This is a genomic window from Xanthomonas campestris pv. phormiicola, from assembly GCA_025666215.1.
Lineage (GTDB): Bacteria > Pseudomonadota > Gammaproteobacteria > Xanthomonadales > Xanthomonadaceae > Xanthomonas_A > Xanthomonas_A campestris_A.
Genome location: CP102593.1, coordinates 1,143,287 through 1,168,902, shown reverse-complemented (window position 1 = coordinate 1,168,902; position 25,616 = coordinate 1,143,287). Strand labels below are relative to the sequence as shown.

The 25,616-nt window shown below is 69.2% G+C and carries 22 protein-coding genes; 3 read left to right on the top strand and 19 right to left on the bottom strand.

Annotated elements, in window-relative coordinates; translation table 11 throughout:
• Positions 1 to 45: 45 nt before the first annotated feature.
• The 10 genes from NRY95_04765 to NRY95_04720 all read right to left on the bottom strand — a co-directional run bounded on the left by NRY95_04765 (position 46) and on the right by NRY95_04720 (position 10,582).
• Positions 46 to 1,860 (bottom strand): tetratricopeptide repeat protein, encoded by a 1,815-nt coding sequence (locus NRY95_04765; protein UYC17283.1) that lies wholly within the window; start codon positions 1,858 to 1,860, stop codon positions 46 to 48.
• A complete protein-coding gene (locus tag NRY95_04760; GenBank protein ID UYC18501.1) occupies positions 1,857 to 2,873 on the bottom strand; it encodes a VWA domain-containing protein in 1,017 nt (338 codons plus the stop codon). The genes NRY95_04765 and NRY95_04760 overlap by 4 nt, the downstream gene beginning before the upstream one ends.
• A gap of 11 nt (positions 2,874 to 2,884) precedes the next feature.
• Positions 2,885 to 3,340, bottom strand: coding sequence for a DUF4381 domain-containing protein (locus NRY95_04755; protein ID UYC17282.1), 456 nt, complete (start codon positions 3,338 to 3,340; stop codon positions 2,885 to 2,887).
• The gene (locus NRY95_04750) at positions 3,337 to 4,266 is read right to left on the bottom strand and encodes a DUF58 domain-containing protein (protein UYC17281.1); all 930 of its coding nucleotides are present in this window, start codon (positions 4,264 to 4,266) and stop codon (positions 3,337 to 3,339) included. The genes NRY95_04755 and NRY95_04750 overlap by 4 nt, the downstream gene beginning before the upstream one ends.
• Before the next feature lie 122 nt (positions 4,267 to 4,388).
• Positions 4,389 to 5,408: a MoxR family ATPase gene (locus NRY95_04745; protein UYC17280.1), complete on the bottom strand. Its 1,020-nt coding sequence runs from the start codon at positions 5,406 to 5,408 to the stop codon at positions 4,389 to 4,391.
• A 177-nt stretch (positions 5,409 to 5,585) separates the two neighbouring features.
• Positions 5,586 to 7,493 (bottom strand): type IV pilus secretin PilQ family protein, encoded by a 1,908-nt coding sequence (locus tag NRY95_04740; GenBank protein UYC17279.1) that lies wholly within the window; start codon positions 7,491 to 7,493, stop codon positions 5,586 to 5,588.
• A gap of 20 nt (positions 7,494 to 7,513) precedes the next feature.
• Positions 7,514 to 8,053, bottom strand: a complete 540-nt coding sequence (locus NRY95_04735) for a pilus assembly protein PilP (protein UYC17278.1) — start codon at positions 8,051 to 8,053, stop codon at positions 7,514 to 7,516.
• A complete protein-coding gene (locus NRY95_04730; protein ID UYC17277.1) occupies positions 8,050 to 8,724 on the bottom strand; it encodes a type 4a pilus biogenesis protein PilO in 675 nt (224 codons plus the stop codon). Before NRY95_04730 ends, NRY95_04735 begins: the two co-directional genes overlap by 4 nt.
• Positions 8,721 to 9,500 (bottom strand): PilN domain-containing protein, encoded by a 780-nt coding sequence (locus tag NRY95_04725; GenBank protein ID UYC17276.1) that lies wholly within the window; start codon positions 9,498 to 9,500, stop codon positions 8,721 to 8,723. The genes NRY95_04730 and NRY95_04725 overlap by 4 nt, the downstream gene beginning before the upstream one ends.
• Complete coding sequence (locus tag NRY95_04720) at positions 9,500 to 10,582, bottom strand: pilus assembly protein PilM (GenBank protein ID UYC17275.1); 1,083 nt, start codon at positions 10,580 to 10,582, stop codon at positions 9,500 to 9,502. The genes NRY95_04725 and NRY95_04720 overlap by 1 nt, the downstream gene beginning before the upstream one ends.
• Before the next feature lie 193 nt (positions 10,583 to 10,775).
• On the opposite strand from NRY95_04720, the gene NRY95_04715 reads away from it, so the two are divergent.
• The 3 genes from NRY95_04715 (at position 10,776) to NRY95_04705 (ending at position 14,937) form a co-directional block, all read left to right on the top strand.
• Entirely contained in the window at positions 10,776 to 13,205 is a 2,430-nt protein-coding gene (locus NRY95_04715) for a penicillin-binding protein 1A (GenBank protein UYC17274.1), read from the top strand.
• 208 nt (positions 13,206 to 13,413) lie between these two features.
• On the top strand, positions 13,414 to 14,061 hold the full coding sequence (locus NRY95_04710; GenBank protein UYC17273.1) for a hypothetical protein: 648 nt from the start codon (positions 13,414 to 13,416) through the stop codon (positions 14,059 to 14,061).
• 57 nt (positions 14,062 to 14,118) lie between these two features.
• Positions 14,119 to 14,937 (top strand): DMP19 family protein, encoded by an 819-nt coding sequence (locus tag NRY95_04705; GenBank protein UYC17272.1) that lies wholly within the window; start codon positions 14,119 to 14,121, stop codon positions 14,935 to 14,937.
• 407 nt (positions 14,938 to 15,344) lie between these two features.
• Here NRY95_04705 and NRY95_04700 read toward each other — a convergent pair whose 3' ends face one another.
• The 9 genes from NRY95_04700 to NRY95_04660 all read right to left on the bottom strand — a co-directional run bounded on the left by NRY95_04700 (position 15,345) and on the right by NRY95_04660 (position 25,599).
• Positions 15,345 to 16,634, bottom strand: a complete 1,290-nt coding sequence (locus NRY95_04700) for a citrate synthase (GenBank protein UYC17271.1) — start codon at positions 16,632 to 16,634, stop codon at positions 15,345 to 15,347.
• A 289-nt stretch (positions 16,635 to 16,923) separates the two neighbouring features.
• The gene (locus NRY95_04695) at positions 16,924 to 17,166 is read right to left on the bottom strand and encodes a type B 50S ribosomal protein L31 (protein ID UYC17270.1); all 243 of its coding nucleotides are present in this window, start codon (positions 17,164 to 17,166) and stop codon (positions 16,924 to 16,926) included.
• A gap of 150 nt (positions 17,167 to 17,316) precedes the next feature.
• Entirely contained in the window at positions 17,317 to 18,255 is a 939-nt protein-coding gene (locus NRY95_04690; GenBank protein UYC17269.1) for a nucleoside hydrolase, read from the bottom strand.
• Between the two features lie 137 nt (positions 18,256 to 18,392).
• Positions 18,393 to 20,543, bottom strand: a complete 2,151-nt coding sequence (gene recG / locus NRY95_04685) for an ATP-dependent DNA helicase RecG (protein UYC17268.1) — start codon at positions 20,541 to 20,543, stop codon at positions 18,393 to 18,395.
• Positions 20,544 to 20,552: 9 nt separating this feature from the next.
• A complete protein-coding gene (locus NRY95_04680) occupies positions 20,553 to 20,936 on the bottom strand; it encodes a RidA family protein (GenBank protein UYC17267.1) in 384 nt (127 codons plus the stop codon).
• A 334-nt stretch (positions 20,937 to 21,270) separates the two neighbouring features.
• On the bottom strand, positions 21,271 to 23,442 hold the full coding sequence (locus NRY95_04675; protein ID UYC17266.1) for a bifunctional (p)ppGpp synthetase/guanosine-3',5'-bis(diphosphate) 3'-pyrophosphohydrolase: 2,172 nt from the start codon (positions 23,440 to 23,442) through the stop codon (positions 21,271 to 21,273).
• A 101-nt stretch (positions 23,443 to 23,543) separates the two neighbouring features.
• Positions 23,544 to 23,843: a DNA-directed RNA polymerase subunit omega gene (gene rpoZ, locus NRY95_04670; protein UYC17265.1), complete on the bottom strand. Its 300-nt coding sequence runs from the start codon at positions 23,841 to 23,843 to the stop codon at positions 23,544 to 23,546.
• Between the two features lie 112 nt (positions 23,844 to 23,955).
• Complete coding sequence (gmk, locus tag NRY95_04665) at positions 23,956 to 24,585, bottom strand: guanylate kinase (GenBank protein ID UYC17264.1); 630 nt, start codon at positions 24,583 to 24,585, stop codon at positions 23,956 to 23,958.
• A gap of 153 nt (positions 24,586 to 24,738) precedes the next feature.
• Complete coding sequence (locus NRY95_04660) at positions 24,739 to 25,599, bottom strand: YicC family protein (protein UYC17263.1); 861 nt, start codon at positions 25,597 to 25,599, stop codon at positions 24,739 to 24,741.
• Positions 25,600 to 25,616: the final 17 nt, after the last annotated feature.

The following is a 25,616-nucleotide window of genomic DNA, read 5'->3' as shown; positions in this document are numbered from 1 at the left end:
GCGTGGCGGACACGCCTCCGCGCCAGCGGCGTTGCTTGCGTTCGATCATGGTCCTTCCCGCTGCCTGCGTTCGTGTTCGAGCTTGAATTTGGCGCGCAGCAGGTTGCCCGGATCGTCCGGCACCCGCCGCAGCCATGCCTCCACCGCCTGGCGCTGTTCGCGCTGCTGCGGGGTTTCCGCGGCGGCCGCGGCGGCGCGTGCGGCCGCCTCCTTGCCTGCCGCGCCCTGCTGCGCCATCGCCTGCTGCATCTGCTGGCGCTGCGCCGCATCGGCCTGCTGCTGCGCCTGCGCATCGCCCGGCTTCGGCGGTCCCGGCGGCTGCGCATCCTTGGGCGCGCCCGGCGACGGCGATTGCGCCTGCTTCTGCCCCGGCTGGCCTTGCGCATCCGACGGCGACGGCGCCTTGGCCTGCGACGGGTCCTGGCCCTTGGGCGCGCCACCGGCGCCCGGCTGCGGCTGGCCTTTCTGGTTCTGCTGCGCCGTGTCCTTGCCCTGCTGTCCCGGCTTGTTCTGCCCGGACTGGTTCTGCCCGGACTGGCGCTTGCGCGCGGCATCGACCGCGGCGCGGTTGGCGACCGCATCGGCCATCTGCGGATGCTGCTGCAGCGCCTTGTCGTAGGCGTCGATCGCCTCGTCGTAGCGGCCCTGACGGGCCAGCGCATTGCCCAGGTTGTACCAGCCCTGGTCGCTGTCGATGCCCTCGAACTGCTGTTGCGCGGCGGCGAAATCGCCCTTGCGATAGGCCTGCACGCCCGTGTCCAGGCGCTGCTGGCGCACCTGGTCGGCACGCCGCCACCAATCGCCGCCGACCGCCTCGCCGGCCGCCGCATGCGCCGGCAGCGGCATCGTCAACGGCAGCAGCAGCACCAGCAGCAGCGCAGCGCCACCGCGGCGACGGAACGCGAACAGCGCCAGCAGCAGCAACGGCGGCAGCAGCCAATAGCCCTGATCCACCCAGACCCGTCCACTGTGCTCGCCGGCGGCCGTCGCGTCCTGCTGCTGCGCCGGTTGCAGCACGCCCAGCTCGCGCAGATCGGCATCGGTGGGGGTCAGCGCGGCGTAGCGGCCGTTGCCGGCGCTCGCCAGCGCTTGCAGCGAACCGGCATCCAGTTGCGCGTGGCCGACCCCGCCCTGGCCATCACGATAGGCCGCACCCTGCGCGGTTCCCAGTCCCAGCACCGACACCCGGTAGCCCTGCCCGGCCGCGCGCGACGCGGCCTGCTGCGCCTGCGCGTCGGCCTGGTCGCTGAGCAACAGGATGTCGCCGCGGGTGAAACCGGCCTGGCGCAGCAGCTGTGCCGCCCAATCGACGGCCAGGTCGGTGCGCTGCCCAGGCGCCGGCATCACCTGCGGCGACAGCGCGTCCAGGAACAGGGCGACATTGGCCGCGTCGTCGGTCAACGGCGCGACGGTATAGGGTTCGCCGGCATAGGCCAGCAATGCGACTTCGCCACCGGCACGCTCGCGCAGCAACGTCGCCAGCTTGGCGCGCGCCTGCAGCAGGCGCGACGGCGGCAGGTCGCCGGCCTCGATCCGCGGCGACAGGTCCAGCGCGATCACCAGCGGCGTGCGCGACTGCCACAGCGGCTGCTGTTCCTGGCGCCAGCTCGGCCCGGACAGCGCCACGACCGCAAGCACGTAGCCGAGCGCGGCCAGCCACAACCCGGACAGCGATTGGCGGCCATCCTCCTTCGCCAGCAGATGCGGCAGCAGGTGCGCGTCCACATTGTGTCGCCACACATTGCGGCACCGGCGCCGGCGCAGCCAGCTCCAGCCCAGCAACGGCAGCAACAGCAGCGCCCACAGCCACTGCGGACGCAACAGATGCAGCGCGTCCAGGAAGCCGGGCACGGCGTTCATTGCCGCCTCCAGGGCCACACGAAGGCGATCAGTGCCAGCAGCAGCGCCGCGCCCAGCGGCCACGCATAGCGCTCGATCCGCGGGCGCACCGCCGGACCGGCCGAACGCACCGGTTCCAGGCGCTCCAGTTCCGCATAGATCGACACCAGCTGGTCGGTATCGCGGGCGCGGAAGAAACGGCCGCCGGTGTCCTGCGCGATCTTGCGCAAGGTGTCCTCGTCGACCTGGTCGTCGCCGCCGCCACCGGGCATCGGCAAGCCGAACAGCGAATAGCCGCCGGCGCCGCCGAAGGCGATGGTGTAGACGCGCACGTGCTCGGCCTTGGCCAGCTCCGCCGCCTTGATCGGTTCCAGCACGCCGGCGGTGTTGACGCCATCGGTCAGCACGATCAGCACCCGGTCGCCCTGCGGCTGTTCGCGCAGGCGCTTGACCGACAGCGCGATCGCGTCGCCCAGCGCGGTCTCGCGCCCGGCCAGGCCGACCACGCTGTCGCGCAGTTGATCGCGCACCGTGGCCAGGTCGGCGGTCAGCGGGGTCAGCGCATACGCCTGCTGGCCGAACACCAGCAGGCCGATGCGGTCGCCGTCGCGGCGGTCGAGGAAGTCGGCCAGCACCGCCTTGGCCGCGGTCAGCCGGTCCACCACGCGTCCGCCCAGGGTCATGTCCGGCTCGCTCATGCTGCCGGACAGGTCCACCGCCAGCATCAGCTGCCGCGCCTGCTGCGGCGGCGAGATCGGCTCGCCCAGTTGCAGCGGCCGCGCCGCCGCCCCGCACAGGCAGAACCACGCCAGCCACGTCAGCCACAGACCGACCCGCCACAGGCCGCCGCGCGCAGGCGCGGCCGCCACCGCCTGCAGCTGCGCGCCGTACGGCACGCGCAAGGCCGGCGCGCTGCCGCGCTGCGCCGGCAGCAGCAGGCGCGCCAGCAGCGGCAACGGCATCGCCAGCCACATCCACGGCCAGGCGAACCCGGCAAGCAGATCGTTGAGGTTCTGCCAGTGCAGCGAAAGCATACTCATCGCCATCACCCGCGGCGCCCGCCCATCAGCTCGAGGAAGCGGCGCCGCGCCAGCGGCAGCAGCGCTTGCAGTTGCGCATGCTCCAGTTCGCGCCGATAGCCGCCATCGAGCAGCACCCGGCCCGGTCCCGCAGAGAAATCCTGGCGCTTGCTGCCGTCGAGGAAACGCAGCCATGGCTCGCCCTGCAATGCGGCGGCGGCCGGCTCGCGCCGCCGCGCCGCGCGGCGCAGCAGTTCCGACACCGCGGCCACTTGCGCCGGCGCATCGCCGCTGCCCAGCGCCGCATCGAACTGGCGCTGCCAGCGGCGCCGCCGCGCGCGCCGCCAGGCCCACAGGCCAAGCGCGATACCCAGCGCCAACACCACCGCTGCGCCAAGCAGCAACCAGCCTGGCGCCGGCGGCCACCACGACGGCGCCGGCGGCAGATGCACGTCGCGCAGCGGCAGTTGTTGCGGCGTCATCGCGGCGCGCTCCCGCCGGGCACCGGCAGCAGCCAGGATTCGCTGGCCGCATCGCTGCGCAGCACCCGCACCTGCACGCCGCGGCCGGGCAGGTCGGCCGCCAGGGTTTCCAGCGGCGCGACGAATTGTTGGTGCCAGCGCTGTTGCGCGCTGGCCGCCTGCAAATCGATTTCCACCCGGCGGCCGCCGGCCCAGAACGGCAGCGCCGCCCGCGGCGGCTGCAGTTCCAGCGCATCGGCCAACAACAGCAGCACCACATCGTTGTGCAGCGCCAGCCCGGCCCAGCGCGCCGCCGGAATCGCATTCGCGCTGGCCGGATCGGCCAGCACCACCAGCCGCGACCCCGGCCGCAGCAGCTTGGCCGCGTGCTCCAGCGCCACGCCGAGGCCGGCATCGTCCTGCGGCGGCTGTGCATACCAGCGCGCCAGCGCGTCGAGCACGCGCAATGCGCCGCGCGCTCCGGCGGCCGGCGGTACCGGCGCTTCGCTGCGGCTGCCGCGCAAGGCGGCCAGGCGATCGCCCTGGCGCTGCGCGGTCCACGCCGCCACTGCCCCCGCACGCGCCGCCTGCACCGACTTGAAGCGCACGCGGGTGCCGAAATACAGCGTCGGCGCGGTATCGGCCACGATCAGGCTGAGCCGCTCGCGCTCGGCCTGGAACAACTTGGTATGGGTGCGGCCGCTGCGCGCGGTGAGCCGCCAGTCGATGTGGCGGACGTCGTCGCCGGCCACGTATTCGCGCGACTCGGCGTACTCCATGCCGCGACCGCGCAGCGCCGCCGGCGCACTGCCGCTGAGGCCATGGCGCCCGCGCCGCGGCGGCGGCACCCGCGCCACGCTCGCGCGCAGCGCCACCAGTTCGGCCAGGGTCGGCCGCACGCCGTCCGCGCCGGTCGCGGCGTCGGCGCGTGGCGTTTGCGGAGGCATCACCTGCACCGCCATCGTCGCTTACCTCACCTGCGGCACGCCGCCGCGCGCTGGCCGCACGGCGGCGCGATGCGCCGGTGTGCGGCGCTGCCGCGGCCGCCTGGATTCGCACTGCCGCTCGCTCAAGGCGGCGGCACCTTGTCCAGCAGCGCGGCGACCAGGCGATCGCCGTCCCAGCCCTCGGCGGTGGCTTCGTAGCTGGGCAGCACGCGGTGGCGCAACACGTCCGGCGCGACCGCGCGCACGTCGTCCGGGGTCACGAAGTCGCGTCCCGCCAGCCAGGCGCGCGCGCGCGCGCAGCGCTCCAGCGCGATCGAGCCACGCGGGCTCGCGCCCCAGGCGATGCGCCGTGCCAGTGCCGGGTCGTAGCCGCTGGCATCGCGCGAGGCCAGCACCAGTTCGATCAGATAGCGCTCCAGCGGCGGCGCCATGTGCAGCGACAGCACCGCGCGCCGCGCGGCGAACACGTCGTCCAGCGGCATCCGCGGCGGCGGCGCCTCGCCATGGTCCAGGGTTTCGCGCGCGCGCTCGCGCGCCAGGCGCAGGATCTCGGCCTCGGCGGCGGCCTCCGGATAGCCGATCCGCACGTGCATCAGGAACCGGTCCAGCTGCGCTTCCGGCAGCGGGAAGGTGCCTTCCTGCTCGATCGGGTTCTGCGTGGCCATCACCAGGAACAGCTTCGGCAGCGCATAGGTATGCCGGCCGACGGTGACCTGGCGCTCGCCCATGGCTTCCAGCAGCGCCGACTGCACCTTGGCCGGCGCGCGGTTGATCTCGTCGGCCAGCAGGATCGGATGGAAGATCGGCCCGGGCAGGAACTCGAAGCGGCTTTCCTGCGGACGCCAGACCTCGGTCCCGGTCAGGTCGGCCGGCAACAGGTCCGGGGTGAACTGGACACGGGCAAAATCCGCTTCCAGCCGCGCGGCCAGCGCGCGGATCGCGGTGGTCTTGGCCAGGCCCGGCGCGCCTTCGACCAGCAGGTGGCCATCGGCGAGCAGCGCGATCAGCAGGCGTTCCACCAGCGCGGACTGGCCGACGATGGTTGCGGACAGCCCGTCGCGCAAAGCCAGAAAGGCCGCATGCAGGCGCTGCTGCTCGGACGCGGTGGGAGGAGGATCGAAGCTGGAGGGCGTGGTGTTCATGTGCCGAGTTTGACCCATCGGCGGTGAAATGGTTCTGCGTCCGGCGCAACAATCGGCCGCGAATTCAGATTTGCCTCATCCGCCGGCACAAACGAGGACGGGAGAAGCAGAGGCTTCTCCCGTCTCGAGACTACGTGGTTGTTGGCAGGCGCGCCGCCTTTGGGCACGGCCGGCGCGTCAGCCGGCGGCAGGCGCGCGCTTGGCCACGCGCATCACCTTCGGGGTCACGAAGATCAGCAATTCGGCCTTGCTCTTGCTGCGGCCGCGCTTCTTGAACAGATTGCCCAGGAACGGGATATCGCCCAGGAACGGCACCTTGGAAATGCTGTTGCGGTCGGTGAATTCGTACACGCCGCCGATCACCACGGTCTGGCCATCGTCCACCAGCACCGCGGTATTGATCTCGCGGCGGTTGATTTCCGGAACGGTGCCGTAACCGGCAAGGGTCACGTAGTGATCCACTTCGTCCTTCTTCACGTTCATGTTCAGGAACACGCGGCTGTCGTCGGTGATGGTCGGGGTGACCTTCAGCTCCAGCAGCACTTCCTTGAACTGCACGTTCGGCGTCGCCGCGGTCCCGCCGGTGCCGCCGGTAATCGTGACGTAGGCGATTTCCTTGCCTTGCTTGATCACCGCCTCGCGCTGGTTGGATGTGACGATACGCGGATTGGAAATGACCTCGCCGCGGCCCTCTTCCTGCAACGCGGTCAGTTCCAGATCCAAGTTGAAATTCGAACCCAGCAAGGTGTAGGCCAAGCCCGGCAGCGTCGCCGGGGTAGTGAAGGTATTGCCGCTCAGATCGACATTGAGCCCACGCGTGGCAGAAGTATTGCCGCCGATCGCGGTGCTGCCGATGGTCGCCGTGTTGCCACCATAGGTATGGGTGCCGCCGATACCGAACTTGGCGCCCAGGTCGCGGGCGAAGGTATCGGTGGCGATGACGATACGGCCCTCGATCAACACCTGGTCGACCGGACGATCGATCACGTTGATCAGCTCGCGCATCTGCGCGATCTTCTTCGGGATGTCGCTGATCATCAACGTATTGGTGCGCTCGTCGGCGACGATGCGCCCGCGCGGCGACAGGAAGCCGTTGTCGGTCTGGCCGCTGCCGCCACCGCCGCCACCGCCGCCGGAACCGCCGGAACCGCCGCCGATCCCCTTGGCCTCGGTCAGCGCTTTGAAGATCGTGGTGGCGCTGTGGTAGTTGATCTGGATGTAGTCGGTGCTCAGGTCCTCGCGGTTCTCGATCGCGATGCGCGCGTCTTCCTTGTCCTGCTCGAACTTGGCCAGCTCCTGCTGCGGCGCGACCCAGACCACGGCGCCGTCGCGGCGCTTGTCCAGGCCCTTGGCGCGCAGCACGATGTCCAGCGCCTGGTCCCACGGCACGTTGACCAGGCGCAGGGTGACGCTGCCCTGCACGGTGTCGGAAGCGACGATGTTGAGATTGGATTCCTCGGCGATCAGCTGCAGCACGGTGCGCACCGGCACGTCCTGGAAGTTGAACGTCACCGGGCGGCCGCTGTAGCCGCGTGCGGCGACCTGCGCTGCGGCCTGGCTGACCGAGGCCGCGCTGACCGCGCCCACCGCCGGTGCCGAGGTCCGCGGCGAGATCTCCACCACGTACTCGTTCCCGGACTGATAGGCCAGCGACTCGAAGGCGCCATTGGTGCTCAGCACCAGCTGCGCGCCACCGGCGTACGGCTTGGCGTCGATACGCTGCACCGGGGTGGCGAAGTCGGTGACGTTGAGCGGATGCTGCAACTCCGCCGGCAACGTGGCGTTGCCGACATCGACCACCACGGTGTTGCCCTGGGTGCGCAGGTCGGGACTGGCGCCGGCGCCGCTGAAGTGCAGGATCAGCCGCCCCGCAGCGCCGTCGCCGCGCTTGAAATCGATCTTCGACACCGTGAGCTTGCCCGGCGCCTGCGCTGTCGCCAGCGCCGGGCCCGCTGCCGGCGTCGCCGCCAGCGCCGCGCCCATCGCGGCCGAACTCCCCAGCAGCGCCGCCAACCCCAATGCGCGTAGCCGCACCGTCGCGTGGCGCCGGATGGGACGCAGGCTCAGGGCTTTGGAAAAAGTCATCGTGCTATCCCCATAATCAATCATTGATCGTCCAGCGCCACGGCAGCCGGACGTTCCAGCCAACCGCCAGCGCCATCCGGCACCAGTTCAATCAAATCGATGCGATCCTCGTGCACCCCGGTCACGCGGCCATCGCTCTGGCCCATATAGATGCCGGGACGGACCCGATAGGTCACCTTGTCCGGCGCCATCACCAGCGCCACCAGGCCCGCGCCGTTGCCCAGCGTGCCGACCATCTTCAGGCCGTCCAGCGGGAATTGCTCCAGCGGCTCCTTGCGCCGGTTCGGATCCGGGCGCAGGCCGTTGTTGCCGTCCGGGCTCGACCAGGCATCGCTGAACGGATCGCGCAGGCCCTGCGCCGCATATTCGAAGGTCTCGAACTGCTGCATCACCGGCAGCGGCTCCAGCGGCTGCGCCGGCCGCGCGCGCACTTCCTTGACCCAGTTCTCCAGGTTCGGTGCATCGCCCGGCGTGCTGGTCACGCTGCGGCCGCAACCGCCGAGCAGCGCCACCAGCGCCAGCCCCGCCAGGCACTTGAACGCCCCGGTCCGCCGCTTCATGCGCCACCGCCTTGCTTGGAACCCTTCTTCGCCGCAGCCGCCGCCTTTTCCTGGTCCGCCATCTCCCTGTCGTCCAGATAGCGGTAGGTCTTGACCGTGCCGGACAGCTCCAGCTCACCGCGCGTGGTGATGCCGGCCTTCTTGTCCTTGGGCTTGAGATTGATGTCGTGCATGGTCAGGATCACCACCCGCGGCAGCGACGCCACGCCGCTGACGAAGGCACCGAACTGGTGGTAGCTGCCGACCATGCGCAGCGCGATCGGCTTCTCCGCGTAGAACTCCTTCGGCGACTCCGGGCCCGGCTGGAACAGTTCGTTGGCCAGGCCGCTGGACAACGCGGTCTGCGAGATGTCGATGATCAGATCGGGCATCTCGGTCTTGCTCGGCAGCTGCCGCAGCATCTGCTGCAGCACCTGCTCCATCTGCGCCAGCTGCTGCTTCAGCGGCTCGAGATTGACCGCCCGGCTCTGCTCCTTCTCGAACGAAGCGCGCAGCTCGGTTTCCTTCTGCTCCAGCGTTCCCAGCTCGTCGCGCTTGTCGCTGAGCAGCAGGAACCAGGACAGGATCAGGATGAACAGCGTGACCAGCACGCAGAAGCCGATCTTGGCCTGCTGCGGCCAGTTGCCGAGATTGTTGAAGTCCAGGTCTTTTACGTTGAATTTCTTGCTCATGACGCCGGTCCCTGTTGCGCTGGCGTGGCCGCTGGCGGCGCCGGCGCGGCGGCCGGCGGCGTCGCGGGTGCAGTCGGTGCAGTCGGTGCGGTCGGTGCGGGAACGGCAGCGGGTGCCGGCGCGGCGGCGGCGCCCGGAGCCGGGACCGCGGCAGGGGCGCCTGGCGCCGGCGCGGCAGCGCCCGGCATGGCGTCCGAGCCATCGCCCGGCACCGGCAGCTTGACCTTGAGGGTGAACACGTAGGGCAAGGCCTTGGCGTCGACGATCGGCCCCTTGACCTCCTTGTCCTGCGCCTTGGCCTCGATCACCGACAGCTCCGGATTGGTCATCCAGCCCGAGCCCTCGAGGTTGCGCATGTAGGCGCTGACCCGCGCATTGGATTGCGAGCGCCCTTCCAGCGTCAGGATGTCGCCTTCCTGCTTGACCGCGGTCAGCACCACGCCGTCGGGGATCGTGCGCACCAGCGAATCGAACAGGTGCACCATCTGCGAGCGCTTGGCCTGCAGTTCCTCGATGACCCGCTTGCGCGCCAGCAGGCGCCGCTTCTGCTCGTCGAGCTTGTCGATTTCCTGGTTCTGCGCCTTGACCTTGTCGATCTCGGCCTGCAGGTAGGCGTTGCGCTCGTTCTGCCCGGTGATCTGGCGGTCGTAGTAGAACCAGATCAGCAGCGCCAGCAGCACGCCGGCCAGCGCGGCGAAGCCCAGCATCGCGTAGAACTCGCGCTCGCGCTGCTTGCGCCGCTCCGCCCGCCAGGGCAGCAGATTGATTTTTGCCATCAGTCGAAGCTCCTCAGAGCCAGGCCGGTGGCGATCATCAGCGCCGGTGCGTCCTGGGCCAGCGCGTGTGCCTGGACCTTCGGCCCCAAGGTCATCTGCGCCAGCGGGTTGGCGACCACGGTCGCCACCCCCAGTTGTTCCTCGACCATCTCCGGCAGCCCGGCCAGCGCCGCGCAACCGCCGGCCAGCACGATGTGGTCGACCCGATTGAATTCGCTGCCGGCGTAGAAGAACTGCAACAGGCGGCTGATCTGCTGCACCGTGGCTTCCTTGAACGGCTCCAGCACTTCGATCTCGTAGCTCTCCGGCAGCCCGCCCTGGCGCTTGGCCATGCCGGCTTCCTCGTAGGTCAGGCCGTAGCGGCGCATCACTTCGTCGGTCAGCTGCTTGCCGCCGAACACCTGTTCGCGGCTGTACAGGCTGCGTCCGCCGCGCAGCACGTTGAGCGTGGTCATGGTGGCGCCGATATCGACCAGGGCGACGACGCCGTCGGCCGCCACCGGCAGCTCGCTGGCCACCAGCGCGAACGCGTTCTCGACCGCGAAGGCCTCCACGTCCATGACCTTGGCGACCAGGCCGCCGAGCTCCAGCGCCGACTGGCGCAGCTCGACGTTCTCCGAGCGCGACGCGGCCAGCAGCACCTGCACCATCTCCGGGTTGTTGGGGATGCTGCCGAGCACCTCGAAGTCCAGGTTCACTTCGTCGATCGGGTACGGGATGTAGTTGACCGCCTCCAGTTCGACCTGCGCCTCCAGCTCGCTCTCGTCCAGTTCGGCCGGCATCGGGATCACCTTGGTGATCACCGCCGAGCCGGCCACCGCCGCGGCGGCATGCTTGGCACGGGTGCCGGAACGGGTCACGGCGCGGCGAATCGCCTCGCCCACGGCCTCGACCTCGACGATGTTCTTCTCGACCACGGCATTGGGCGGCAAGGGTTCCACCGCGTAGTGCTCTACGCGGAACCGGTTGCCGCTACGCGACAGCTGCAACAGCTTGACCGCGGTCGAACTGATATCGACACCGATCAGCGGTTGCTGACTCTTTGGAATAAGCCCCACGGATTTTCCCCTGCCGACGGGCACTTGGACGCCAATCCTGCGCCCACGCATTAATAACGAATTTTTTGCAATTGGCAGCGGCCCTGGACATGTCGCGACCCTTGTCACGGCGTATCTCGTGGCAGCAAACCTGTCGCATCCCCGGAATCGGCCCCAGCCGTTCCCCGGCGTACTCTATACTCTGCGCCCAAGAAATCTGCAATCGGAATCTCTCTCGATGCCCCGTTTTCGTCGTTGGCTGCGCTGGGCGCTGGTCACGTTCGTCGTTCTCGCCCTGATCGGAGCAGCCGCCGCCGGCGGGCTGTATTACGTCGTTTCCTCCAAGCTTCCCGACGTGCAGACGCTGCGTCAGGTGGAGCTGCAGGAACCCATGTACGTCTATGCCAGCGACGGCAAGCTGATGGCCCTGTTCGGCGAGACCCGGCGCTACCCGATCACCATGAAGGACGTGCCGGAGCGGCTGAAGCAGGCGTTCCTGGCCACCGAGGACGCGCGCTTCTACCAGCACGGCGGGGTCGACTACAAAGGCATCGCCCGCGCCGTATGGCTGCTGGCCACCACCAACGACAAGCGCGTGCCGGGCGGCTCGACCATCACCCAGCAGGTCGCCCGCCAGTTCTTCCTGAGCTCCGAATACAGCTATACCCGCAAGCTGGCCGAGATCCTGCTGGCGCGCAAGATCGAGGCCGAACTGAGCAAGGACGAGATCTTCGAGCTGTACCTCAACAAGAGCTTCTTCGGCAACCGCGCCTACGGCATCGCCGCCGCGGCCGAGTACTACTACGGCAAGAAGCTCAACGAACTGAGCCTGGACGAGATGGCCTCGCTGTCCAGCATCCCCAAGTTCCCGTCCAGCGGCAACCCGATCAGCAATCCCGAGCGCGCCAAGCAGCGCCGCGACAACTATGTGCTCACCCGCATGGCCGCACTGGGCTTCGTCAGCCAGGCCGAGGCCGACGCCGCCAAGGCGGTGCCGATGCACGCGACCCCGCACGAGCGCCCGGTCGAGGTCGAATCGCCCTACGTGGCCGAGCTGGTGCGCCAGGAGATGATCGCGCGCTTCGGCGGCGACGTGCTCGACAAGGGCTACCACGTCACCACCACCATCGACACCGAGCTGCAGGCCGCGGCCAACCATGCGGTGCGCCAGGGCCTGGTGATCTACGACCGCCGCCATGGCTGGAACGGCGTGGAGAAGCATTTCGACGTGGCCGCCGATGCCGACGCGGCCGCGCTGGCCAGCCACCTGGCCGGGATCAATGCGCAGGGCGGGATGCTGCCGAGCATCGTCGCCGCTACCGGCAGCGACGGCAGCGCCACCGTGGTGCTGGCCAACAAGAGCGAACTGGTGCTGCCGGTCGCGTCCAGCCGCTGGACCGGGCGCAGCCCCGCCACCCTGCTCAAGCGCGGCGACCTGGTGCGGATCCAGGCCGGCGACAAGCCGGGCGAGTGGGAAGTCACCCAGCTGCCGCGCGGGCAGTCGGCGCTGGTGTCGCTGGACGCCAGCAACGGCGCGCTGCGCGCCCTGGTCGGCGGCTTCAGCTATGCCGGCAACAAGTTCAACCGCGCCACCCAGGCGCGGCGCCAGCCGGGTTCCAGCTTCAAGCCGTTCCTGTACGCGGCCGCGTTCGAGAAGGGCTTCAACCCGGCCTCGATCGTGCTCGACGCGCCGGTGGTGTTCCGCGACCGCCGCGGCAAGACCTGGTCGCCGCAGAACGACGGCGGCGGCTTCAAGGGCCCGATGCGCCTGCGCGAGGCGCTGGTGCAGTCGCGCAACCTGGTGTCGGTGCGCCTGCTCGACAGCATCGGCGTGGACTTCGCGCGCAAGTACATCAGCCAGTTCGGTTTCCAGGAGGCCGAGCTGCCGCCCAACCTGTCGATGTCGCTGGGCACCGCGTCGCTGACCCCGCTGTCGGTGGCGCGCGGCTATGCGGTGTTCGCCAACGGCGGCTCGCGGGTGGACACCTGGATCATCGACAAGGTCACCGACCGCGACGGCAACGTGCTGTTCCAGGAGCACCCGGCCACCGCCTGCCGCAGCTGCGGCAGCGTCGGCGGCGTCGCCACCCCGGCCAGCCAGGTCGTGGACGGATTCAACTTCGGCAGCGCCGCGCCGCCGCCGGCGCCCAAGCCTGCGGCGACCGCGGCGGCGGCCCCGGCCGAGACCGCGCCGGCAACCGACCCCGACGCCAAGGTGGCGCCGCGCGCGATCGACGAGCGCACCGCCTACCAGCTGGTGTCGATGATGCGCGACGTGGTCCAGCGCGGTACCGGCACTGCGGCCAAGGTCCTGGGCCGCGAGGACGTCGGCGGCAAGACCGGCTCCACCAACGACCACCGCGACGCCTGGTTCTCCGGCTTCGGCGGCCCCTACGTGACCACCGTGTGGGTCGGCCGCGACGACTTCCGCTCGCTCGGCTACCGCGAATACGGCGGCAAGGCGGCGCTGCCGATCTGGATCGACTACATGCGCGTGGCGCTGAAGGACAAGCCGATCGCCAGCAACGATCCGCCGGCCGGCATGGTCCAGGCCACGCTCAACGGCGCCACCGAGTGGGTCAAGGTCGAGGACATGGATCGCATCCAGGAGTTCGACTATGGCCTGCAGGACCAGAAGACCGACGACGCGGCGTTCGATATTTTCTGAGGCGCGCGGGACTCGGGACCGGGGACTCGGGACTCGGCGGGTCCCGCTGCCGAGGCGGCGCTGACTGGCGGGATCGCCACGGGGCGGATGCCGCGTCGCCGCGGCCGGTCGAGCGGGCTGCAGCGGCCGTCCAGCGCGTCAACCGCGCTGCATGCCGATGTCACCGCGCTGTTGTACAGTCGGGGCAGGCTTTCAGGGAGGCGGCCCCATGCACCACGCTCGGCAACATGCCCAGACCCGCACGCACGAACGCCGCCGCCGGCTGGCCCACGAAGCCGCCCGGCTGATGGCCGAAGGCGGCATCCGCGACTTCCACCAGGCCAAGCTGAAGGCCGCCGAGCGGCTCGGCATCCACGACGACGCCTCGCTGCCGCGCAACCGCGAGATCGAGGATGCGCTGCGCGAGTACCAGCGCCTGTTCGCCGGACCCGACCACGCCGGCGGCCTGCGCCTGCGCCGCGAGGCCGCGTTGCGCGCGATGGACTTCCTGCATGGCTTCGCGCCGCGCCTGGTCGGCCCGGTGCACGACGGCACCGCCGATGCCAACAGCCCGGTGCAGTTGCACCTGCACAGCGACGATGCCGATGCGGTGGCGCGCTTCCTCGAAGAACACCGGATCCCGGCCGAATCGCGCACGCGCCGGTTGCGCCTGGACCGCGAACGCAGCGAGGACTTCCCGGTGTGGCTGTTCGCCGCCGAGGAACTGAGCTTCGACCTGACCGTGCTGCCCTACGATGCGCTGCGCCAGGCGCCGCTGTCGCAGGTCGACGAGAAGCCGATGCGGCGCGCCTCGGAAAGCCAGCTGCGGCAACTGCTGACCGAACAGGACATCGCCGACTACCAGCAGCGCCGCTGAGCGCCCGCGCGCGCCGCGCCCGGCGCACCGATTCCTTCCGCCAACGGACCCCGTTGCATGCCCGCCATTCCGCCCGACGCCATCGTCGTCTCGCGCAACAGTCTCGACAGCGACGACGCGTACGCGCCGATCCAGTCCAACATCAGCTTCATCAACGCCCAGCTCGACCAGTGGCTGCGTCCGGACGAGATCGCCGCCGATGCGATGTGCAGCTACTACGTCGACTTCTACGTGGCGCAGGTGGAAAACGGCGGCTTCGCCCAGTTCGTCTACAACTGCAACGCCGATCCGCTGGTGCTGGACCAGGTCGGGCGCGGACTGCAGGCGATGCGGGCAACCCGGCATGCGGCGCTGTACGCGGCCAGCCGCGCGCTGCTCGAACAGATGGACGACGCCACGTTGCAGGCGTTCATGGACGGCCAGTACTTCGGCGACAACCCGGCGCGCGATGCGCTCGACCGGCATGGCGACGCGTTCTTCGCGCTGGCGGAAGAAGAGGACCTGATCGCACTGAATTCGGCCTGGCTGCGCGCGCATCCGCAGCTGGTGGCGCTGTCGATTCCGCAGATGCAGGCCGAGGTCGAGCGCCGCGGCGCCGCCCTGCCCGATCGCCTCGAGCGCATCGCCGCGGCGCTGGAGAACGAACCGCGCTACATGAAACTGATCCGCCGCCTGTGCGCCGACAGCGGACACACGCTGGACCGCGTCACCGCCGGCGATCCCAGCCACCGACACCACGGCAGGCAGGTACTGGCCTGGCATTTCCTGACCGACCGCGGCCACTTCTACCTGCTCGACCTCGACGGCACCGCGCGCATGCACGACGCCGACAGCCATGGGTTGGTGGCGCAGATCGACGTGCCGGTCGAGCAGTAGCGCAGCTCGATCCAGACCCTTGCGGCTCGATGATGCCATCGCGGAGCGGTGCCTGCAGAAGCCGCCTCGTATGGCATCAAGCCATCGGTCGCCACGGACATTCCCGGTAACGCCCGTCGCGACTGAAGGGCACCTCTAATAACCCCAAAAACTCGACCAAAGCACTCGCAAGTCATTGATGCGCATAGCGCGGAATTTTTGGAATCGAGGTTATTAGAGGTGCCCTGAAGTCGCTCCCACATGAAAAGCGATTCGGTGCGGCACCTGCTTGCCTGCATGCAGGCTGTGGGAGCGACTTCAGTGGCGACGAGAGGCATCCCGACAAGGCCGCTGCATCAGGCTCCGCCCCATAAAAAAACGCCCCGCGAAGCGGGGCGTTCGATTGCGACAGACCCGCGGCAGCGCGATCAGCGCTGGCCGTCGGCCTTGTAGTCGCGCTTGTCGTAGCCGGTGTAGATCTGGCGCGGACGGCCGATCTTCATTTCCGGATCGACCTGCTGCTCCAGCCAATGCGACACCCAGCCGGCGGTGCGCGCGATGGCGAACATCACGGTGAACATCTCCACCGGAATGTTCAGCGCCTTGTAGATGATGCCCGAGTAGAAGTCCACGTTCGGGTACAGCTTGCGCTGCACGAAGTAGTCGTCCTTCAGGGCGGCCTCTTCCAGCTTCAGCGCCACTTCCAGCAGCGGATCGTTGACGCCCAGTTCGCCCAGCACCTTGTGGGTCATCTCGCGGATGATCTTGGCGCGCGGATCGAAGTTCTTGTAGACGCGGTGGCCGAAGCCCATCAGGCGGAAGCTCGAGTTCTTGTCCTTGGCCTTGGCCACGGCGCTCTCGACGTTGTCGGCGGTGCCGATCTCTTCCAGCATCTTCAGCACGGCTTCGTTGGCGCCGCCATGCGCCGGGCCCCACAGCGCGGTGATGCCGGCGGCGACGGATGCGTACGGATTGGCGCCGGTGGAACCGACCAGGCGCACGGTCGAGGTCGAGGCGTTCTGCTCGTGGTCGGCGTGCAGGATGAACAGCAGGTCCAGCGCCTTGGCCACGACCGGATTCATCTCCAGCTGCTCGCTTGGCACTTCGAACATCATGTGCAGGAAGCGGTCGACGTAGCCGAGGTTGTTGCGCGGGTAGCGGATCGGCCAGCCGATCGAATAGCGGTGCGCCGCGGCAGCGATCGTCGGCACCTTGGCGATCAGGCGGATCGCGGCCAGGCGCCGCTGTTCCGGATCGTTGAGGTCCAGCGTGTCGTGGTAGAACGCCGACAGCGAGGCCACGGTACCGGCCATCATCGCCATCGGGTGCGCGTCGTGGCGGAAGCCGCCGAGGAAGTTCTTCAGCGACTCGTGCATCATCGTGTGATGCGTCACTTCATGGTCGAAGGTCTTGAATTCGTCGGCGGTGGGCAGCTCGCCGTTCATCAGCAGGTAGGCCACTTCCAGGAAGTTGGACTTCTCGGCCAGCTGCTCGATCGGGTAGCCGCGGTACAGCAGCACGCCGTTGTCGCCATCGATGTAGGTGATCGCCGACTTGCAGCTGGCGGTCGCGGTGAAGCCCGAGTCGTAGGTGAACAGACCGGTTTCTTTGGTCAACTTGGAAATGTCGACGCAATCGTTGCCCAAGGTGGGTTTGAGTACCGGCAGAACGACCGACTTGTCGCCGGCATTCAGCGTGACCTGATCAAGATCGGACACAGTGTGCGCTCCTCAGTGGAAGGCGCCTGCCCGTACTTTGCGAACAGACGCGTGAAGGAAGTCCACGGCAATTACCACGGATCGCGCCATTATCGCACAGCAACATTTGAGTAGTCGCTCGTACTGAAGTCGTAGAGCGAGGGCCAGACGGCGACACAGCGTTGCATCCTCGCCATCGCCAGGACGGGAGAATCTACGCCGGCCTCACAGCCGGGAATCGATGCATCGGGGATGCCAAAAAAAGAAGGCCGCGCAGGGCGCGGCCTTCTTTACCACTTCGACCGCTCGATCAGCGCGCGTAGCGCTTCTGGAACTTGTCGATGCGGCCGCTGGTGTCGATGACCTTGTGCTTGCCCGTGTAGAACGGGTGCGAAGCCGAGGAAATTTCGACCTTGACCAGCGGATATTCTTCGCCGTCCTCCCACTTGACCGTGTCCTTCGAGGACATGGTCGAACGGGTCAGGATCTTGAAATCGGAGGTGACGTCGTGAAACACGACGTTGTGGTACTTGGGATGGATGTCGGCCTTCATGGGCTCGCACCGTAGGGGGCTGCTGGACAAGAGGGAAACTATAGCAAGCCACCCGGCCTGCGTGCAAGGACAACTTGCTCGGACTCCACGCCGGCCGGTACCGGGGTGCCAACCCGGCCCGCGGGCGCCCGCGCCCGCAAGCCGCCCGGCTCAACCGGCGCCGACCGCCGCGCGCGCCAGCGCCTGGAAACGGGCCTGGTCGTAGCGGATCAGCATGGTCGCGTTGTCGGCCAGGCCGAGCTGGCGGTTCCAGTCGACCAGGGTGGCGCCGCGGCTGTGGACCCCGGCCAGTTCGACCTGCAGCGGCCGCGACTGCACCTCCAGCGCGCCCTCGGGCTGCAGCGCCCAGGCCATCGCCAGCGCATCGGCGGCATACCAGTGCTCGCCGCGCGAATCCTCCGACCACAGCCGGGTCTTGCGCGAGATCGCCTCGTAGAAACGCGCCTTGTCGGCATCGGCGGCCAGCCACTGCTCGACCTCGCGGTGCGGCAGGCCATGGGCGACGGTCGCCTCCCAGTCGGCGACCTCGATGTGCGGGAACCCGGAAAACACGATGTGCGCCGCTTCCGGGTCGAAGGCGATGTTGAACTCGGCGGCCGGGGTGATGTTGCCGTGGCAGGTGATCGCCCCGCCCATCACCACGAAGCGGCGCACCCGCTGCGGCAGGGTCGGATCCAGCTTCAGCGCCAGGGCGATGTTGGTCAGCGGGCCGAGCGCGACCAGCAGCAGCGCGCAGGCATAGTGGTGCGACAGGCGCAGGATCGCCAGGGCCGCGTGCTCGCTCTGCGCGGCGCGCGCCGCCGGCGCCAGATCGACATCGCCGAAGCCGTCCAGGCCGTGCACGTGGGCGGCGTCCACCGCCGGATGCAGCAACGGGTCGGCGCAGCCGGCGAACACCGGCACGTCCTCGCGCCCGGCCACTTCGCACAGCTTCAGCGCATTGCGCACGGTGTGCTGCAGGCCGACGTTGCCGGCGGCGATGGTCAGGCCGACCACCGCGTGGCGCTGGTCGGCGAAGGCCATCAGCAGGGCCAGGGCATCGTCCACGCCGGGATCGGTGTCGATCAGCAGGGGAATCTTGTCGCTCATGCGTGATTCTTCGTCATTCCGTTCGGCCGCCGAGTCTGGCATTGCGGCGCGGCCGTGGAAAGCCGGGATTGGGAATTCGGGATTCGGGAGTCGCAAGGCGCGGCCGTTCCCCAATCCCGAATTCCAAATCCCGGCTCCTACGCCCCCGCGAACCGCGCCGCGCCGCCGACCCAGCGCGCGACGATGCGATCGGCCAGGGCCGGCGACTCGGCCAGCAGCCGTTCGGCCAGCGCATGCACCCGCGGCAGCAGGCCGGCGTCGCGCGCCAGGTCGGCGACGCGGAACGCGGCCAGGCCGGTCTGGCGGGTGCCGAGCAGTTCGCCGGGGCCGCGCAGCTCCAGGTCCTTCTCGGCGATGACGAAGCCGTCGTTGGTCTGGCGCATGGTCTGCAACCGCTGCCGCGCCATCGCCGACAGCGGCGCCTGGTACATCAGCACGCAGCTCGACGCGGCCGCGCCGCGCCCGACCCGGCCGCGCAGCTGGTGAAGCTGCGCCAGGCCCAGCCGCTCGGCGTTCTCGATGATCATCAGCGAGGCGTTGGGCACGTCGACGCCGACCTCGATCACCGTGGTGGCGACCAGCAGGTCGATCTCGCCCTGCTTGAACGCGCGCATCGCCGCCTGCTTCTCGGCGCCCTTCATGCGCCCGTGCACCAGGCCCACCTTCAGTTCCGGCAGCTGCGCCGACAAGGTCTCGTAGGTGGCCTGCGCGGCGCTGGCATCGATGCGGTTGCCGGCGCCCTGTCCCTGCGCCGGCTTGTCGCTGTCTTCGGCCTCGTCGATCAGGGTGCATACCCAGTACGCCTGGCGGCCTTCGGCGCAGGCCACGCGGATCCGTTGCACCAGCTCCGGGCGGCGCTCGGCGCTGAGCACGATGGTCTGCACCGGGGTGCGCCCGGGCGGCAGTTCGTCGATCGCCGACACGTCCAGGTCGGCGTAGGCGGCCATCGCCAGCGTGCGCGGGATCGGGGTGGCGGTCATCACCAACTGGTGCGGCACGCCGGCGCCAGTAGCGCCCTTGTCGCGCAGCGCCAGGCGCTGGTGCACGCCGAAGCGGTGCTGCTCGTCGACGATGGCCAGGGCCAGGTCGTGGAAGGCCACTGCGGCCTGCATCAGCGCGTGCGTGCCGACCACCACCTGCGCCTCGCCCGAGGCGATCTGCGCCAGCACCGCGGCGCGCGCCTTGCCGGTGACCTTGCCGGCCAGCCAGGCGACGCGGATGCCCAGCGGCTCCAGCCAGGCGCGCAGGTTCGCCAGGTGCTGTTCGGCGAGCAGTTCGGTCGGCGCCGCCAGCGCCGCCTGCTTGCCCTTGTCCACCGCCAGCATCGCCGCCAGCGCCGCCACCACGGTCTTGCCGCTGCCGACGTCGCCCTGCACCAGGCGCAGCATCGGCGAGGGCTTTTCCAGGTCGGCGCGGATCTGCGCGAACACCCGCTGCTGCGCACCGGTGAGCTGGAACGGCAGCGCCTGCTGCAGGCGCCTGGCCAGCAGGCCGCGCCCGCGCAGCGACGGCGAACGCTGCCGCTGCAGGGCGATGCGCTGGCGACGCAGGCTCAGGTGGTGGGCCAACAGCTCTTCCAGCGCCAACCGCTGTTGCGCCGGATGCAGGCCGGCGGCGAGCGCGCCCAGGTCGGCCTGCGGCGGCGGCCGGTGCGCGATCAGCAGCGCGCTGCGCAACGACGGCAGCCCCAGTTCGGCCAGCATCGCCGCCGGCAGCAGCTCCAGCGACGCTTCGTCGGGCAATCGGTCCAGCGCCTGCCCGATCAGCTTGCGCAGCGTCGCCGGGCCGATGCCTTCGACCGCCGGATACACCGGGTCCAGGCTGTCGTCCAGACCCGCGGCGGCGTCGCCGCCGAGGATCTGGTAACTCGGGTGCACGATCTCCAGGCCATGCTGGCCCGGCTTGGGCGTGCCGAACGCGCGCAACCGCGCGCCCACCGCGAACTGCGCCACCTGCGCGGCGCGGAACTGGAAGAAGCGCAGCACCAGGGTGGCGCGCGAGTCGTCGGCGACCGCCACGCGCAGCATCGGCCGGTAGCGGAAACCGCGATCCACCGCCTCCACCCGCACTTCGACCTGCGCCGGGACGCCCGGCTGCAGCGCCGCCACCGGGGTCAGCCGGGTGCGGTCCTCATAGCGCAGCGGCAGGTGCAGCCACAGGTCCTGCAGGGTCAGCAGGCCGCGCGCGGCGAACTTCTCGGCGAGCTTCGGGCCGACGCCCGGCAGCGCCGACAGCGGCGCCTCGCCTGCCGCCGACAACGCCGGCGCCGGAACCTGCACGCGCGGCACGGGCGAAGGTCAGTCGAGCACCATCACCGCATCGACCTCGAAGCCGACGCCCTTCGGCAGCGCGGACACTTCGACGGTGGAACGCGCGGGGAACGGCGCCTGGAAGTAGTCCTGCATCACCGCATTGACCTGGGCGAACTGCGACAGATCGGTCAGGTACAGGCCCAGCCGCACGACCCGGTCGAGCGAACCGCCGGCCGCTTCGGCCACCGCCTTGAGGTTGTCGAAGGCGCGGCGCGCCTGCACGCCGACATCGCCGGGCACGACCTCGCCGGTCGCCGGATCCAGCGGGATCTGGCCGGAGAAATACACCGTGTTGCCGGCGCGCACCGCCTGCGAATACGGACCGATCGCGGCCGGCGCCTGCTCGGTGTGGATGATCTGGCGGGACATGGCGGCTCCAACGGAAAAAGGAATGGGTATTTTACTCGGGACTCGGGACTCGGGACTCGGGACTCGGGACTCGGGACTCGGGACTCGGGACTCGGGACTCGGGACTCGGGACTCGGGACTCGGGACGGCAGGATGCTGCCGTGGGGCAAATCGCTGTCAAGCGGTTTGCTGCAAAAAGGCCATTTTTTGCGGGTTCCGGCGCAAACGCTTTCTGCAGCAGGAGCTCAGCCCGGACACTCTATCGGCAAGGCGTCGGGGCTGAAGGCCCTCCCACAAAAGCGCAGCTACCGCGCCCTTGCGAATCCCCAATCCCGAATCCCCAATCCCGGCTCCACTACTGGCGCCGCACGCTCTGCACCGCGGTCAGCCGCCGCAGCCGGCGCATCACTTCCGCCAGATGGTTGCGGTCGCGCACCTGGATGTTGAAGCGCAGCACCGCGGCGTTGAAGTCGCGGTCCAGATAGTCCACGCGCTCGATGTTGGACTGGCTCTGCGCGATCGCCGCGGCCAATTGCGCCAGCACCCCGGTGCGGTTCTCCACGTCCACCACCAGCGCGGTGTCGTAGTCGCCGATGACGCTGGTGTCCCAGCCGATCGGCACCCAGCGCTCCGGCGACTTGCGCAGTTCGGCCAGGTTCGGACAGTCCAGCCGGTGCACCACGATGCCCTTGCCGGCGGTGTGGTAGCCCATGATCTCGTCGCCGGGAATCGGCTGGCAGCAGTTGGCGAAGCTGACCACGCCGCGCTCGGTGCCGTTGATCAGGATCTTTTCCTGCGAATGCTTGGAGTGGCCGCCGCCGCGCAGTTCCGCATACGCCATCAACGCCTGCGCGGCCTGGTTCGGCATCCAGTTGCCGAGCGCGATGTCGGCCAGCAGCGCTTCCAGGCGCGGGTAGCGGTGCTCGCTGAGGAAGGCGTCCAGGCGCCCCTTCGGCAATCGCTCCAGCGCGCTGTCCATCGCCTCCAGCGCGCGGTCGAGCATGCGGTGGCCGAGCTGCACCGCGTCCTCGTGCTCGAGCTGCTTGAGCTGGTGGCGGATCGCGGTGCGCGCCTTGCTGCTGACCACGAACTCCAGCCACTGCGGCTTGGGCGTGGCCGAACGCGCGGTGATCACTTCCACGGTCTGCCCGCTGACCAGCTTGGTGCGCAGCGGCACCAGCTTCTTGTCCACCCGCGAGGCCACCGCGCGGTTGCCGACGTCGGTATGCACCGCATAGGCGAAATCCAGCGCGGTGGAATTGCGCGGCAGCGCCAGGATCTTGCCCTTCGGCGTGAACAGGTAGACCTCGTCCGGGAACAGGTCGACCTTGACGTTGTCCAGGAATTCCAGCGACGAGCCGGCCGCGCGCTGCGATTCGATCAATTCGACGATCCACGCATGCGCGCGGCTCTGCGCGCTGTTGGGCGAATCGCCGCCGAACTTGTAGGTCCAGTGCGCGGCCACGCCGCGCTCGGCGATCAGGTCCATTTCCTCGGTGCGGATCTGCACCTCGATCGGCGAGCCGTAGGGGCCGAACAGCACCGTATGCAGCGACTGGTAGCCGTTGGCCTTGGGAATGGCGATGAAGTCGCGGAAGCGCGCGTCCAGCGGCTTGAACGTGGCGTGCACCGCGCCCAGCGCGTGGTAGCAGTCCGGCACCCCGCGCACCACCAGGCGGAAGCCGAACACGTCCATCACCTGGTCGAAGGATTTGTTCTCGTCGCGCATCTTGTTGTAGATGCTCCACGGGGTCTTGATCCGGCTGACCAGGCGATGCTCCAGCCCCTCCTTGGCCAGCCGCTGCGACAGCTGCACCTCCACCTGCGCCATCGACTCGCGGCGCACCACCGGCTGGCTGCGGATGTGCTTTTCGATGATCGCGTGGCGCCATGGGTGCAGCGCGCGGAAGCCGAGGTTCTGCAGCTCGGACTTCATCAGGCTCATGCCCAGGCGCTGCGCGATCGGCGCATAGATCTCCAGCGTCTCGCGGGCGATGCGGCTGCGCGCCTCGGCGCTCTGCGCGCCGAGCGTGCGCATGTTGTGCAGGCGGTCGGCGAGCTTGATCATGATCACGCGCAGGTCGCGCGACATCGCCAGCAACATCTTGCGGAAGCTCTCGGCCGCCGCTTCCTGGCGGTCGCGGAACTTCAGCTTGTCCAGCTTGGTGACGCCATCGACCAGCTCGGCGACCGCCTCGCCGAATTCGGCGGCCAGTTCGGCGCGGGTCAGCGGCGTGTCTTCGATGGTGTCGTGCAGGATCGCGGCGATCAGCGCTTCCACGTCCAGGCCGAGTTCGGCCAGCACGCCGGCCACCGCCACCGGATGGGTGATGTAGGGCTCGCCCGACTTGCGGGTCTGCCCGGCATGCGCGGCCGCGCCCACTTCCCACGCGCGCCGCAGCAGCGGGATCTGCTCGGCCGGCAGATAGCTGGCGCTGCGTTCGAGTTGCAGAACGTAGTCGGGGATCGCCTCGTTGGCCGGCGACGGCGCGGCGGTGGCGACCTGGGCGAAAGGGCCTGGGTTCATGCGCGAAGACTATGCCAGCGGCGCGAGGACGGCAAACCCGCAAAACGAAACAGCCCGCGGATGCGGGCTGTTCGGCAGACGCTCCGAGCGCGGGGGCGCGATCAGTCGTCGTTCTTGGACATGTCCTCGTCGGCGACGACCTCGGCCGCGGCCCACTCCAGCGCTTCGCGCTCGGCACGCTCGCGCTCGGCCTTCTCGACTTCGTCGATCAGCGCGTTGTCGATCTTGCGCGCGGCGATCTCGCGCAGCGCCAGCACCGTGGGCTTGTCGGCCGATTCGGTGTTGTCGAGGGTGGCCTGCACGCCGTTGGCGAGCTGGCGGGCACGCTTGGACGCCATCATGACCAGCTCGAAACGGTTGTTAACGACTTCCAGGCAATCTTCTACGGTGATGCGGGCCATGCGGGCTCCCGGCGGGCCGCTGGCGGCCACGCGCTCGAATGAGGGAAAGGGCGGCGATTGTAGGGCGCGGGCCGACCGAAATCAACCGACCCTTATTCAGTTTCCTTTGGAATCAGCCAGTTGCCTGATCCTGGTCGAGCAGCGCGGCGATCAGATCGGCATGCCGCTGCTGTTGCGGCAGGCGCCGCAGGCGGCTGGCGACGAAGATCGCGCACATCTCGTCCACCGCGGTGTCGAAGTCCTCGTTGACGATCACGTAGTCGAAGTCGGCGTAGTGCGACATCTCCTCGCGCGCCGCGGCCAGCCGCTGCGCGATCACCGCCTCGCTGTCCTGGCCGCGCTTGCGCATGCGCTGCTCCAGCGCCGCCCGCGACGGCGGCAGGATGAACACGCTGACCGCGTCGGGCACCTTGGCCCGCACCTGGCGCGCGCCCTGCCAGTCGATCTCCAGCAGCACGTCGTGGCCGGCGGCCAGCTGCGGCTCCACCGATTGCCGCGCAGTCCCCTTCCAGTCGCCGTGGACGCGGGCGTACTCGAAGAAGTCGCCGGCATCGATCATGCCCTGGAACGCGTCGGCGGACACGAAGTGGTAGTGCTCGGCATGGCGCTCGCCCGGCCGCGGCGCGCGCGAGGTGAACGAGATCGACAGCGCGATCTGCGGGTCGCGCGCCAACGTGGCGTTGACGATGCTGCTCTTGCCGGCGCCGGACGGCGCCGCAACGATATAGAGAGTGCCGCGCATAGGATCAGGGATTCGGGATTGGGGAATCGGGATTCGCGAACAGGGCCGCGGGCCAGCACCCACGGGGACAATATGCTACCCGGTATTGAGCGCGACCCGGCCGACGCCGGGATCCGCTGTGCCAATCCCCAATTCCGAATCCCCTCATCCCGGCTATTCGAGATTCTGCACCTGCTCGCGGATCTGGTCGATCAGCACCTTCAGTTCCACCGCCGCGTTGGAAGTGCGGCTGTCCACCGACTTGGAACCCAGGGTGTTGGCCTCGCGGTTGAATTCCTGCATCAGGAAATCCAGGCGCCGGCCGGCCGGTTCGGGCTGGCGCAGCACGCGGCGGATCTCCTTGATGTGGCTGTCGAGCCGGTCCAGTTCCTCGTCCACATCGAGCTTCTGCAGCCACAGCACCAGTTCCTGCTCGGCGCGGCCGGGATCGACCGGATGCGGCAGGTCGGCCAGGCGCGCGGCCAGCTTGGCGCGCTGGCCGTCGCGGATGGCCGGGATCAGCTGCTTCACCTCGGCGGCGACACGCTCGACCGCATCGACCCGCTCGACGATGGCCGCCGCCAGCTTGCCGCCCTCGCGCTCGCGCGCGGCGACGAACTCGGCCACCACCGCGTCCAGCAACTCCAGCGCCTGCGCCTGCAGCGCGGCCGGATCGACCGCCTGCCCCTGCAGCACGCCGGGCAGCTGCAGCAGGTCGGCGAACTGCACCTGCAGTTGCGGGAAGCGCGCGCCGAGCCGCTGCGCGAGCACCGCCAGCTGCTCGACCAGCGGCTCGTTCACCGCCAGCGCCTGCGCCGCTTCGGGCGCGCGCAGGCGCAGCATCAGGTCCAGCTTGCCGCGGCTGACGCGGGCCGCCAGGCGCTCGCGCAATTGCGGCTCAAGCGCGCGCAGCTCTTCCGGCAGGCGCACGCCCACTTCCAGGAAACGGTGGTTGACCGAGCGCAGTTCGCAGCCCAGCGTGCCCCAGGGAGTGATGCGCTCGGCGCCGGCGAAGGCGGTCATGCTGCGGATCATGTGGTGTTCCGGTGCGT

Bases quoted from the DNA above. Each gene is read 5' to 3' on its own strand.
- NRY95_04765 (UYC17283.1), bottom strand. From the start codon at position 1,860: ATGAACGCCGTGCCCGGCTTCCTGGACGCGCTGCATCTGTTGCGTCCG.
- NRY95_04760 (UYC18501.1), bottom strand. From the start codon at position 2,873: ATGCTTTCGCTGCACTGGCAGAACCTCAACGATCTGCTTGCCGGGTTC.
- NRY95_04755 (UYC17282.1), bottom strand. From the start codon at position 3,340: ATGACGCCGCAACAACTGCCGCTGCGCGACGTGCATCTGCCGCCGGCG.
- NRY95_04750 (UYC17281.1), bottom strand. From the start codon at position 4,266: ATGCCTCCGCAAACGCCACGCGCCGACGCCGCGACCGGCGCGGACGGC.
- NRY95_04745 (UYC17280.1), bottom strand. From the start codon at position 5,408: ATGAACACCACGCCCTCCAGCTTCGATCCTCCTCCCACCGCGTCCGAG.
- NRY95_04740 (UYC17279.1), bottom strand. From the start codon at position 7,493: ATGACTTTTTCCAAAGCCCTGAGCCTGCGTCCCATCCGGCGCCACGCG.
- NRY95_04735 (UYC17278.1), bottom strand. From the start codon at position 8,053: ATGAAGCGGCGGACCGGGGCGTTCAAGTGCCTGGCGGGGCTGGCGCTG.
- NRY95_04730 (UYC17277.1), bottom strand. From the start codon at position 8,724: ATGAGCAAGAAATTCAACGTAAAAGACCTGGACTTCAACAATCTCGGC.
- NRY95_04725 (UYC17276.1), bottom strand. From the start codon at position 9,500: ATGGCAAAAATCAATCTGCTGCCCTGGCGGGCGGAGCGGCGCAAGCAG.
- NRY95_04715 (UYC17274.1), top strand. From the start codon at position 10,776: ATGCCCCGTTTTCGTCGTTGGCTGCGCTGGGCGCTGGTCACGTTCGTC.
- NRY95_04710 (UYC17273.1), top strand. From the start codon at position 13,414: ATGCACCACGCTCGGCAACATGCCCAGACCCGCACGCACGAACGCCGC.
- NRY95_04705 (UYC17272.1), top strand. From the start codon at position 14,119: ATGCCCGCCATTCCGCCCGACGCCATCGTCGTCTCGCGCAACAGTCTC.
- NRY95_04695 (UYC17270.1), bottom strand. From the start codon at position 17,166: ATGAAGGCCGACATCCATCCCAAGTACCACAACGTCGTGTTTCACGAC.
- NRY95_04690 (UYC17269.1), bottom strand. From the start codon at position 18,255: ATGAGCGACAAGATTCCCCTGCTGATCGACACCGATCCCGGCGTGGAC.
- NRY95_04680 (UYC17267.1), bottom strand. From the start codon at position 20,936: ATGTCCCGCCAGATCATCCACACCGAGCAGGCGCCGGCCGCGATCGGT.
- NRY95_04675 (UYC17266.1), bottom strand. From the start codon at position 23,442: ATGAACCCAGGCCCTTTCGCCCAGGTCGCCACCGCCGCGCCGTCGCCG.
- rpoZ (UYC17265.1), bottom strand. From the start codon at position 23,843: ATGGCCCGCATCACCGTAGAAGATTGCCTGGAAGTCGTTAACAACCGT.
- gmk (UYC17264.1), bottom strand. From the start codon at position 24,585: ATGCGCGGCACTCTCTATATCGTTGCGGCGCCGTCCGGCGCCGGCAAG.
- NRY95_04660 (UYC17263.1), bottom strand. From the start codon at position 25,599: ATGATCCGCAGCATGACCGCCTTCGCCGGCGCCGAGCGCATCACTCCC.